This is a genomic window from Saccharomonospora azurea NA-128, assembly GCF_000231055.2.
Taxonomy (GTDB): Bacteria; Actinomycetota; Actinomycetes; order Mycobacteriales; family Pseudonocardiaceae; genus Saccharomonospora; species Saccharomonospora azurea.
Genome location: NZ_CM001466.1, coordinates 3,943,788 through 3,953,849, shown reverse-complemented (window position 1 = coordinate 3,953,849; position 10,062 = coordinate 3,943,788). Strand labels below are relative to the sequence as shown.

At 71.5% G+C, this 10,062-nt stretch carries 12 protein-coding genes and 2 pseudogenes; 5 read left to right on the top strand and 9 right to left on the bottom strand.

The genetic code is table 11. The annotated features are described in order from the left end of the window. Positions 1-244: pseudogene (locus tag SACAZDRAFT_RS18220) on the bottom strand (DAK2 domain-containing protein); the annotation flags it as partial. A 162-nt stretch (positions 245-406) separates the two neighbouring features. Between SACAZDRAFT_RS18220 and rpmB the strand changes: the two are divergent. Continuing rightward, on the top strand, positions 407-598 hold the full coding sequence (gene rpmB, locus SACAZDRAFT_RS18215; RefSeq protein WP_005444116.1) for a 50S ribosomal protein L28: 192 nt from the start codon (positions 407-409) through the stop codon (positions 596-598). 72 nt (positions 599-670) lie between these two features. Here rpmB and SACAZDRAFT_RS18210 read toward each other — a convergent pair whose 3' ends face one another. The 3 genes from SACAZDRAFT_RS18210 to SACAZDRAFT_RS18200 form a co-directional block, all read right to left on the bottom strand. After that, positions 671-1,348: a uracil-DNA glycosylase gene (locus tag SACAZDRAFT_RS18210; protein WP_005444115.1), complete on the bottom strand. Its 678-nt coding sequence runs from the start codon at positions 1,346-1,348 to the stop codon at positions 671-673. A gap of 81 nt (positions 1,349-1,429) precedes the next feature. Then, positions 1,430-1,900, bottom strand: coding sequence for a GNAT family N-acetyltransferase (locus SACAZDRAFT_RS18205; protein ID WP_005444114.1), 471 nt, complete (start codon positions 1,898-1,900; stop codon positions 1,430-1,432). Positions 1,901-1,979: 79 nt separating this feature from the next. After that, complete coding sequence (locus tag SACAZDRAFT_RS18200) at positions 1,980-2,948, bottom strand: thiamine-phosphate kinase (protein ID WP_005444113.1); 969 nt, start codon at positions 2,946-2,948, stop codon at positions 1,980-1,982. A gap of 129 nt (positions 2,949-3,077) precedes the next feature. On the opposite strand from SACAZDRAFT_RS18200, the gene SACAZDRAFT_RS18195 reads away from it, so the two are divergent. Together SACAZDRAFT_RS18195 and SACAZDRAFT_RS18190 are read left to right on the top strand one after the other, a co-directional pair. Continuing rightward, the gene (locus tag SACAZDRAFT_RS18195; RefSeq protein WP_005444112.1) at positions 3,078-3,311 is read left to right on the top strand and encodes an Lrp/AsnC family transcriptional regulator; all 234 of its coding nucleotides are present in this window, start codon (positions 3,078-3,080) and stop codon (positions 3,309-3,311) included. A 19-nt stretch (positions 3,312-3,330) separates the two neighbouring features. Next, positions 3,331-3,882, top strand: coding sequence for a DUF3515 domain-containing protein (locus SACAZDRAFT_RS18190; protein ID WP_005444110.1), 552 nt, complete (start codon positions 3,331-3,333; stop codon positions 3,880-3,882). A 31-nt stretch (positions 3,883-3,913) separates the two neighbouring features. On the opposite strand, the gene SACAZDRAFT_RS18185 is transcribed toward SACAZDRAFT_RS18190, so the two are convergent. Both SACAZDRAFT_RS18185 and pdxR read right to left on the bottom strand, forming a co-directional pair. Beyond that, a complete protein-coding gene (locus tag SACAZDRAFT_RS18185; protein WP_005444109.1) occupies positions 3,914-5,011 on the bottom strand; it encodes a D-alanine--D-alanine ligase family protein in 1,098 nt (365 codons plus the stop codon). Positions 5,012-5,021: 10 nt separating this feature from the next. Further along, positions 5,022-6,407 carry a MocR-like pyridoxine biosynthesis transcription factor PdxR gene (gene pdxR / locus SACAZDRAFT_RS18180; RefSeq protein WP_005444108.1) on the bottom strand — a complete coding sequence of 462 codons (1,386 nt, stop codon included), beginning with the start codon at positions 6,405-6,407 and terminating at the stop codon, positions 5,022-5,024. A gap of 101 nt (positions 6,408-6,508) precedes the next feature. Here pdxR and SACAZDRAFT_RS18175 point away from each other — a divergent pair, with 101 nt between their 5' ends. Next, positions 6,509-7,204: a pyridoxamine 5'-phosphate oxidase family protein gene (locus tag SACAZDRAFT_RS18175; protein WP_005444107.1), complete on the top strand. Its 696-nt coding sequence runs from the start codon at positions 6,509-6,511 to the stop codon at positions 7,202-7,204. On the opposite strand, the gene SACAZDRAFT_RS18170 is transcribed toward SACAZDRAFT_RS18175, so the two are convergent. The 3 genes from SACAZDRAFT_RS18170 to SACAZDRAFT_RS18160 form a co-directional block, all read right to left on the bottom strand. Beyond that, positions 7,126-7,620, bottom strand: a complete 495-nt coding sequence (locus tag SACAZDRAFT_RS18170; RefSeq protein ID WP_005444106.1) for a cysteine dioxygenase — start codon at positions 7,618-7,620, stop codon at positions 7,126-7,128. The genes SACAZDRAFT_RS18175 and SACAZDRAFT_RS18170 overlap by 79 nt on opposite strands. 297 nt (positions 7,621-7,917) lie before the next feature. Then, complete coding sequence (locus SACAZDRAFT_RS18165; RefSeq protein WP_005444105.1) at positions 7,918-8,928, bottom strand: NAD(P)H-dependent glycerol-3-phosphate dehydrogenase; 1,011 nt, start codon at positions 8,926-8,928, stop codon at positions 7,918-7,920. Positions 8,929-8,930: 2 nt separating this feature from the next. Continuing rightward, positions 8,931-9,638 carry a lysophospholipid acyltransferase family protein gene (locus SACAZDRAFT_RS18160; RefSeq protein ID WP_005444104.1) on the bottom strand — a complete coding sequence of 236 codons (708 nt, stop codon included), beginning with the start codon at positions 9,636-9,638 and terminating at the stop codon, positions 8,931-8,933. 86 nt (positions 9,639-9,724) lie between these two features. Between SACAZDRAFT_RS18160 and SACAZDRAFT_RS23445 the strand changes: the two are divergent. Beyond that, positions 9,725-10,062 (top strand): annotated as a pseudogene (locus SACAZDRAFT_RS23445) (2-phospho-L-lactate guanylyltransferase); the annotation flags it as partial.

Genomic DNA, 10,062 nt, shown 5'->3' with positions numbered 1-10,062 from the left:
GCGCGGTACTGACCGCCGCGGCGGCCGCGGCGGTCAGTACCGCGCCCGCCCCCGCGCCGTCGAGCGCGTCGAGGCCGTCCCGCGCGGCGGTCATGGTGTGCAGGAGGTTCGAGCCGGTGTCGGAGTCGGCCACCGGATAGACGTTGATGTCGTCGATCTCGGCCCGCAACGCGCGCAGATCGCGTACGCAGACGTCGATCCACCGCCGCACCGCGTCCGCGTCCAGAGCGTCTGAGGCCCGCACCCGCGCATCCTCCGTAGCTGGTCTCGAAAACACCCGTCGAGGCATGCCAGATGCGAGGGTAACGACCCCGTTGTGCCGAGGGCCGGCGTACCGGTTACCCTGTTCGAGTTGCCCGGTACCCCGGGTGGTTCGTTTACCGATTCATTTCGAGGAGTGTTCGACGTGGCTGCCGTGTGCGACGTCTGTGGCAAGGGGCCGGGCTTCGGCAAGTCGGTCTCACACTCTCACCGGCGCACCAACCGCCGGTGGAACCCGAACATCCAGACCGTGCACGCCAGGGTCGGGCTTTCTCAGAAGAAGCGCCTGAACGTGTGCACCTCCTGCCTGAAGGCGGGCAAGGTCGTTCGGGCCTGACGCCTCAGCTCTTACGTACGAACGGCTCGGTGACCGGGTGGTCGCCGAGCCGTTCGTCGTCTGCGGTATCTCCTACGGCAACTTCCAGTCGATGGGCGCCGCTCCCCGCTCCTCCAGCAGCGCGTTGGCTCGGCTGAAGGGACGCGAACCGAAGAAGCCGTTGCGTGCCGAGAGCGGACTCGGGTGGACGGACTCCACACACGGCACCGAGCCGAGCAACGGCTTCAGCTTGCGCGCGTTGCTGCCCCACAGGATCGCCACGAGCGGCTTGTCGCGTTCGGCCAGCGCCACGATCGCCCGCTCGGTGATCTCCTCCCAACCCTTGCCCTGGTGGGAGTTCGGCTTGCCGGGACGCACCGTCAACGCGCGGTTGAGCAGCAGCACGCCCTGCTCCGTCCACGGTGTCAGGTCCCCGTTGGACGGTGGCGGGTGGCCGAGATCGTCGCAGTACTCGCGAAAGATGTTGACGAGGCTCTTCGGCAGCGGCCGGACGTCGGGTGCCACGGCGAAGGACAACCCGATCGCGTGACCCGGCGTGGGGTACGGGTCCTGACCGACGATCAGTGCTCGCACCTCGTCGAACGGCTGGCGGAACGCGCGCAGGATGTTGTCGCCGGCGGGCAGGTACGTCCGTCCTGCCGCGACCTCGGCGCGCAGGAACTCCCCCATCGCGGCGATCCGGTCGGCGACCGGCTCCAGCGCTTCGGCCCAGCCGGGGTCCATGATCTCGTGCAGTGGTCGTGCGGTCACGGCAGCGCAGCCTAGCCCAGCGGGGTGAAACCGCGGCGTACGGGAACCGCGAACACGCGTGCGCAGATCGCGGACACGGTGTCAGAGGGGTTTGGCCAGGCAGAGGCTCAGCGGGTCGCCCGCGTAGACGCCGAAGCCGGGCATCTTCTCGTAGCCGGACGAGCGGTACAGCGCGATGGCCTCGGGCTGCTTGTGCCCCGTCTCCAGGATGAGCCGCGTGCGGCCCGCCTCGACGGCGGTGCGCTCCACCTCGGCGAGCATCGTCCGGGACAGACCGCGCCCCCGCAGGGCGGGCACCACGTACAACCGCTTCATCTCGGCGTCGCCCGCGAGGATCGGCGGGTCGGCCTCGTCGTGCGCCCGCCAACCACCGCAGGCGACGGGTTCGCCGTCGAGGTAGCCGACGAGGAACAGACCCGACGGCGGGGTGAAATCCGCGGAATCGACCGGCGTGACGTCGGGGTCGCCGTACCGCGTGACGTACTCCTGCTGCACCGCGTCGATGAGCTTCACCGCGTCCGGATGGTCGAACGGCACCGTGCGAATGTCCACGACAACACTCCTCACCCTCGTCAGCGCCGTGCGCGGTCCCCGACTTCCCAGTATGAACGGCGGTTCGGCGCGGGTGCCCTCACGTCCAGTGCCGCCAGCCGGGTTCGCGATCGTACGGGCTGCCGTCCACGGTCACCCCGGCCTCGGGTGCGGTGACGGACCCGATCGGACACCACCCCTCGGGCAGGTCGGACAGCGACCGGAACGTGGCGGCCAGCGCGTGATCCTCCCCACCCGTGAGGACCCAGTGCATCGGGTCGGCGCCGAGAGCGGTGGCGACGTCCACGAGCCGTTCGGGCACGGTGAGGCGCTCGCTCGACACGTCGATGCCCACGACGGACGCCTCGGCGAGGTGCGCGAGGTCGGCCAGCAGCCCGTCGGAGACGTCGATCATCGCCGTGGCGCCGGCCAGTGCCGCCGCGGGCCCCGCCGCGTACGGAGGGTCGGGGCAACGCTGGGCGTTCACGACACTCACCGGTGAGCGGAAACCGCGGCTCAGCACGGCGAGTCCGGCCGCGGCCCACCCGAGCCTGCCGCACACGGCCACGACGTCGCCGGGGCGCGCGCCGGACCGCGTGACCGGCGCGCGCCCGCCGAGGTCCCCGAGAGCGGTGACGGTGAGGACGATGCTCTCCGCACGCACCATGTCTCCCCCGACGACGCCCACGTGGACGCGCTGGGCCTCCGCGGCCACGCCGTCCAGCAGTTCGGCCGCCACCGCCGTGGGCGTCTCCGGCGGGCACGCCAGGGCCACGACGACGGACGTGGGCACAGCGCCCATCGCCGCGATGTCGGCGAGGTTCACCGCGACGGCCTTGCGTCCCACCTGTGTCGGGGTGGACCAGTCCAGCCGGAAGTGCACGCCCTCCACGAGCGCGTCGGTGGTGACGGCCACACGCCCGTCGGGCGCCGCCACGACGGCGGTGTCGTCTCCCGGCCCGAGCAGGGTGGTCGACGGCTGGGGCCTCCCCTCCGTGACCTGGCGGATCAACCCGAACTCACCGATTGCCGCGACGGTGTCCGCCCCGGACGCGGGACTGTCTCCCACACGTACCTCCGGTTGTTCGTTGCCCGCAGACCCGATTGTCGGATGCCCGATCGTCGCAGGTCTGCGGTACGTTGCTGCCTACATTCCTACCTTTACGCGTCGTCGCCGTATTCGAAGGGGAGCAGCGCCGTGGTCCACGCATACATCCTCATCCAGACCGAGGTCGGCAAGGCCGCCGCCGTGGCGTCCGAGATCTCGACCATTCCCGGCGTCACCACGTCGGAGGACGTCACGGGCCCCTACGACGTCATCGTGCGGGCGGAGGCCGAGAACGTGGACGAGCTCGGGCAGCTCGTGGTCGCCCGCGTGCAGAGCGTGGAGGGCATCACGCGCACCCTCACCTGCCCCGTGGTGCGCCTCTGACCTGTGGTGTAGTGGGGTCGTGAGTGATACCGGCGCCCCACCTCGGAGTCTCATCGTCCTCGCCGCCGTGCTCGCCACAGCGCTCGCGGCGACGGTCGCCGTGCTGGGTCTCGTCCTGTCCCCCGGCGACTCGGAGCGCGGTGTGCCCGGCGCCGACGGAACCGGACCGCTCGCGCTGGTCACGATCCCCGCTCCCGAGGCCGACTCCCCGGCGTGCGCGGATCTCGTCGAGGCCGCGCCGCGCGAGCTGAAGTCCGCGGGCGAGCAGCTCGCCCGCAGGGAGCTCGCCGAGCCCGCACCTCCGGCCACCGTGGCGTGGGGCGACGACCCGGTCATTCTGCGCTGCGGCCTCGACCGGCCACCGGAGCTCACGCGGTCGGCCACGCTGCGGGCGATCGACGAGGTCCAGTGGCTCCCCGTGACGGGCGACGGCAGCACGACGTGGTACGCGGTCGACCGCGAGGTCTACGTCGCACTGACCGTGCCGGAATCCGCGGGGACGGGGCCGCTGCAGGAGATCTCCCGCACCGTCGCCGACGTCCTGCCGGCCACGCCGCTCGACTTCGAGTGACGCGGCCGGACCGGTCAGCCTGCGGCGCGCGTCACCGCAGCCCGGTTCCCCGAGCGAGCGCCGTCTCGACGAGGGTCGTCAGCAGCGTCGGGTAGTCCACGCCGGTGACCTCCCACATCTTCGGGTAGGCCGACGTCGCGGTGAAGCCGGGCATCGTGTTGACCTCGTTGACGGTCAACGTGCCGTCGGCCCCGACGAAGAAGTCGACCCGGGCGAGTCCCTGGCAGTCGAGTGCGCCGAACGCGCGGACGGCGGCGTCCCGGAGTCGTTCGGTGACGGTGTCGTCGAGCTTCGCGGGGATGTCGAGCTCGGCGTCCTCGCCGAGGTACTTGGTCTCGAAGTCGTACCAGGCGTCGGCGTCGTCCGAGAGCACCCGGATCTCGGCGGGCAACGACGCCTCGACGCGGCCGTCGGGAAACTCCAGTACGCCGCACTCGACCTCGCGACCCACCGTCTCGGCCTCGACCATGACCTTGGGGTCGGTCTCGCGCGCCAGCGCGATCGCGGCGTCCAGTTGCGACCAGTCGGTGACCCGGGAGATGCCGATCGACGAGCCCGCGCGGGCGGGTTTGACGAACACCGGCAGCCCGAGCCGCTCCCGCTCCTCGTCGGGCAGGGTGGCCTGACCGCGCCGCACGACGGCGAACCGGCCGACCTCCAGGCCCTCCGCGGCGAGCAGCTTCTTGGCGTACTCCTTGTCCATCGCCGCCGCGCTGGCGAACACGCCCGCACCGACGTACGGGAGGTCGGCGAGCTCCAGCAGACCCTGGATGGTGCCGTCCTCACCGAAAGCCCCGTGCAGCACCGGGAACACCACGTCCACGGCGGACAGCACCTCGGCGTGCTCTCCCGGTTCGAGACTCACGACACCACCGGTCGTGGGGTCTCCGGCCAGCACCAGCGCCTTGCCGCCCTCGACGGCGGGCAGTGCCCTGTCCCGGATCCGCAACGTCTCGGGGTCGTTGGTACCGAGCACCCAGCCACCGGCCTGGGTCACGCCGATGGGGACGACCTCGAACCGGTCGGGGTCGAGATTCGCCAGAATGCTGCCCGCCGACACACAGGAGATGGTGTGTTCGGTGCTTCGACCGCCGAACACGACGGCCACTCGGGTCTTGCGGCTTTCCATGGGCGGCACCCTACCTTCGCCTCACCCGGAGCACGTCGACGAGCACCCCGAGGACGTCCTGCAGCGTCTCGCGCGAGCAGCCCGCGTAACCGACCGCGATGCCCGCCTGGGTGGGAATGCCCGCGAAGTGCCGCGCCAATCCGTCGAGCAGCACGCCGTGTTCCCGCGCCAGCGCCAAAAGCCGTCGTTCCTCGTCCGCGGACGCGAGCGGCACCACCAGGTGCGCACCGGCGTCGTCCCCGAGCACCGGAACGTCGGCGGCGCTCAACGCACCCGCGAGCAGGGAACGCCGTTCGGACAGTTCTCTGCGCAGTCGTCGCAGGTGGCGGCCGAGGTCGCCGTTGCGGGCGAGCTCGACGAACACCTGCTGCCCCGCGGGGGAGGCGCGCGTTCCCGCCGCGTCGCGGTATTCGAGGACGGCGGCGGTGACACCGGGTGGCGCCACCATCCAGCCGGCGCCGAGCGTGGGCGTCAGGATCTTGCTCGTCGTCCCGAGGTGGACGACGACGTCGGGCGCCAGCGCGGCGAGCACAGGCAGCGGCGCGACGTCGTAACGAAGCTCACCGTCGTAGTCGTCCTCGACGACGAGGAAGCCTTCGGCGCGGGCACGCTCGACGAGCTCGACGCGGCGGGAGGCGCTCATGCGGCTGCCGAGCGGGTACTGGTGGGCGGGAGAGCAGTAGACGGCGCGCACCCCGCCGGGAATGGTGTCCGGGCGCAGCCCCTCCGCGTCGACCTCCACGGGCACCACGCGCACGCCCGCACGGCGGAACGCCTCCACCGCCCGCTGGTAGCCGGGTTCCTCCACGCCCACGACGTCTCCCGGACCGAGTACCGAGGCCGCCAGTTCGACGACGGCCGCGGTGGTGCCCGCGGTGGCGAGCACGGAGTTCGGAGCGGCGTCGAGACCACGGTGGCGGAGCAGGTGCTCGGCGATGGCGGTGCGGTACTCGACGAGTCCGGCGCGTTCGGACACGACGAGTGGCGGCGCGTCGGCCGCGGCTCGCCAGGCACGGCGCCACGCGGCCCGGTCGAGACCGTCGGCCCACGGCACTCCCGGGAGCAGAGCGACGAGATCTGGCGAGGACACCTGGTCGGGACCGGCGACGACGCGGTGGTGCGACACCGGTGTCGGCGGCGACGTCGTCACGTAGGTGCCCGAGCCGTGCCTGCCCACGATCCACCCCTCGGCGTGGAGTTGGTCGTACGCGGCCGAGGTGACGGTCCGGCTCACGCCCAGACTCGCCGCGAGCGCCCGCGTGGACGGCAACCGGTCCCCGCCTCTCAGGTGGCCGCCCGAGGCGGCGTCCCGCAGCGCGTCGGCGAGCTGCACCGCCAGTGGCACTCCGGACTCGCGATCGAGCGCCACGGGCAGGGTGATGTCGCTGCGCGCCACGGATCCTCCTCGGACTGTGGGAGACCACCGGGAAAGTGGCACCTGGAAAAAGCAGTTCTGTGGACATTCCATGATGCCATCACGGCGATCGACCATGGGTCATGACCACGTTCCCCACCCGGCCGCCGTTGTCCTCCACCGCCCGCACCTCGCCCACCCGGAAGCCGCAGCGCTACGCGGCCGACCGCGAGGCCCTGCACGCCGTTCTCGACGCCACGCTCGTGTGCCACGTGGGTCTGCTTCTGAACGGCTCGCCGCTCGTGCTGCCCACCGCACACGGCCGGGACGGCGACACGCTGTTCCTGCACGGGTCCACGGGTTCGGGCAACGTCCGCGCCGCCGCGGCCGGGGCCGAGCTGTGCGTCACCGCCACGGTGCTCGACGGCGTCGTGTACGCGCGCTCGCTGAACGACCACTCGATGAACTACCGCTGCGCGGTAATCCACGGACGCGCGGCGCTCGTGACCGGCGAGGAACGGAAGGAACACGCGCTCCGGGTGCTCTCCGAGCACCTCAGCCCCGGCTCGTGGGACTACGCGCGCAGGCCGAACCGTCGCGAGCTCGCCGCCACCCACGTCCTCGCCCTCGACCTCGACGAGGCGTCGGTGAAGATCCGCCGCGGCGATCCCTCGCTCGACGACGCCGACCGCGAGTCGCATTCCACGTGGGCGGGAGTCCTGCCCGTCCACAGCGTGTTCGGCGCGCCGGTGCCGGCATCCTACGTGCCGGCGGGGACCGCCACGCCCGAGCACGTCTCCGCCCGCGTCAGCCGCCGCACGGTGCGGCCGCCGTCCTGATAGACGTGCACGCTGATCACCGGGTCGGGACCGGGATTGCGGACGTGGTGGGCGTAGCCCGGGCCGAAGACCCGCGACTGTCCCGCGTCCACCACGTGCGTCTCCGGTCCGTCGGGCGACCCGGCGGTGTCGCGGTACACCTCCTCCACGAGTCGCCCGCTCACCACCGTGAACGCTCCCGTGGTGGCGCCGTGGTCGTGCAGCCCCGTGTCCTGGCCGGGAAGCCAGCTCAGCAGCCACACCTCGTGGCCGCCCACGACGTCGAGGAGCGCGGCGAAGCGCTCCTCGGGGTCGTAGCGCAAGAGGTTGCGCCAGCGATTGCGGTCGGCGGCGAATTCGAGCGCGGTCCGGACCGGATGGCGAGTCAGCAGATCCGCGGGCGGGAGCGCGATGGTGTTGTCGGGCACGGCGAACATGTGAGAAGACCTCGAAAAGTGTGAAGGCAGTGTGTGACGGCAGAGAAGAGAGGAAGAATCGGTCGGGCTGGGGCGGCACTCGAACGGCGCGCCCGGGTCAGGCGGGACGCGCGGTCACCGGCGACGACAACAGCAACAGCCCGGCAGGGTGCGCGACACACGACCACACCGCGGGGCGGGGTTCAGCGCACCGAGAACCGACATGCCCCAAGGCAAACAGACCCGCACGGCGACGTCAAACCGGTTTCGGCTCGCGGACCGGACTTGACCCGCCTTCCACTCACGGGCGCGACGACGTCACGACCACTCGTGCTTCTGCCTGCGCCCCAGCAGTTCGGCGCCCACCGTGCCCGGGTCGACACCTTCGTGGCACACGCGGTACATGGCGTCGGTGATCGGCATGTCGACGTCGAGGCGCAGGGCCAGCTCCCGGATCGAGTGGCACGAGCTGACCCCTTCGGCCACCTGTCCGCCCTGTGCCGCCCTGGCGGCCTCCAAGCTGTCGCCCCGGCCGATCCGCTCGCCGAACGTGCGGTTGCGCGACAGGGGCGACGAGCACGTCGCCACGAGGTCGCCCACCCCGGCCAGCCCGGCGAACGTCAGCGGGTCCGCGCCGAGCGCCGCACCGAGTCGAGCCGTCTCGGCGAGCCCGCGGGTGATCAGTGTCGCCATCGTGTTGGCGCCGAAACCCAGTCCGGCCGCCACGCCGCAGCTCAGCGCGATCACGTTCTTGCACGCCCCACCGAGTTCACACCCCACGACGTCGGTGTTGGTGTACGGGCGGAAGTACGCGTTGAAGCTGGCCTCCTGGATGGCCACCGCCCGGTCGTGGTCCGCGCACGCGAGCACGGCCGCCGCGGGCTGTTTCCGCGCGATCTCCTTGGCGAGGTTGGGACCGGACACCACCACGACGTCGCCCGGGTCCACACCCGTGACGTCGGAGACGACCTCGCTCATCCGCTTCAGCGTGCCGAGTTCCACGCCCTTGGCCAGGCTGACGAGGATCGCGTCCTCGGGCAGCAGGTCCTTCCACGCCAGCAGGTTCTCGCGCAGTCGCTGGCTCGGCACCGCGAGCACGACCGCCTCCGCGCCGTCCAGCGCGACCGCGGGGTCGGCCGTCGCGGTGAGCCGGTCGGGCAGCCGGACGTCCGGCAGGTACGAGGAATTGGTGTGCAGGTCACGGATCTCGGCCGCGATCTCCTCGCGGCGAGCCCACATCGTCACGTCCCGGCCGGCGTCGGCGAGGATCTTCGCGAACGTCGTGCCCCACGAGCCCGCGCCCAGCACGGCCACACGCTGCACCGCCATGGTCAGGCGCGCCCCTCCGCGCCGTCGACCCGCGACGGCGGCTGCTCCCCGCGGATCTCGACGAGCTGCTCCAGCACCCGATCCATGATCAGCTCGGTGACCTCGCGCAGCAGGGGCTGCGTGCGCTCCTTCTCCCGGTAGGCCGACAGGTCGATCGGCTCACCGACGGAGTGCACCACGGTCTTGCGGGGCAACGGCCGGAACTTCTTGGTGTAGCCGTTCCAGATCTCCTGCGTGCCCCACCGCGCGATGGGGATCACGGGGACGTCGTTCTCGAGCGCGAGCCTCGCCACCCCCGTGTAGGAGCGCTTGGGCCACCCCTCCGGGTCCTTCGTGATGGTGCCCTCAGGGTAGATGAGCACGATCTTGCCGTCGCGCAGCGTCTGGTGCGCGGCCCGCAGGCTCTCGTTGGCGTCGCTGGAACCGCGGTACACGGGGATGCCCCCGGACCCGCCGATGATCTTGCCGAACACAGGGATGCGGAACAGGCTGTCCTTGGCCATGAACCGCGGCACCCGCTTGTTGCGGTGCACGAAGACCGCGTCCACCGCGGGATCGAGGTGCGACACGTGGTTCATCACGAGCAACGCCGGCCCGCTGCGCGGGATGCGGTCCGCGTTGCGGTAGACGCTGCGTCCCATCGCGGTCAACGGGTAGAACATGACCGCGGCCGCGCCTACCCAGAAACCGCCCTTCTCGCGATCTGCCAAGGCTGTTCCTCCGGTGATTCGTTGCCCGTGTGCGCCCGATCCTGCCACAGGCCCCGCACGACGGGCTTTGCGGTAAAGATGGTGACGTGGCTGTCGACCTCATCGTGCCGCTGAAGCGACCGAGCACGGGCAAGTCCCGACTGCGTGGTGTCCTCAAGCACACCGGCACCGACGCCACCGGCGACGCGGGTTTCCACGCCGAGCTGGTGCTCGCGCTGGCCTACGACACGCTCCGCGCCGCCGTCTCGACGCCCGGGGTCCGCCGGATCCTCGTGGTCGGCTCCGATCCCGCCGCGCTCTCCACGCTCCGGGAGCTGGGCGTGGACGTCGTCGGCGAGCCCTCCGGAACGGGCGGCGCCGACGGCCTGAACGCGGCGCTGCGCGCCGGTGAGCGACTGCTGCGGGCGACGGCCCCGGACGCCGT

What these genes read in the sequence shown, in the direction of transcription:
- SACAZDRAFT_RS18185 (WP_005444109.1), bottom strand. Translation starts at nt 5,011, where the DNA reads ATGGAAAGCCGCAAGACCCGAGTGGCCGTCGTGTTCGGCGGTCGAAGC.
- SACAZDRAFT_RS18175 (WP_005444107.1), top strand. Translation starts at nt 6,509, where the DNA reads ATGACCACGTTCCCCACCCGGCCGCCGTTGTCCTCCACCGCCCGCACC.
- SACAZDRAFT_RS18170 (WP_005444106.1), bottom strand. Translation starts at nt 7,620, where the DNA reads ATGTTCGCCGTGCCCGACAACACCATCGCGCTCCCGCCCGCGGATCTG.
- SACAZDRAFT_RS18165 (WP_005444105.1), bottom strand. Translation starts at nt 8,928, where the DNA reads ATGGCGGTGCAGCGTGTGGCCGTGCTGGGCGCGGGCTCGTGGGGCACG.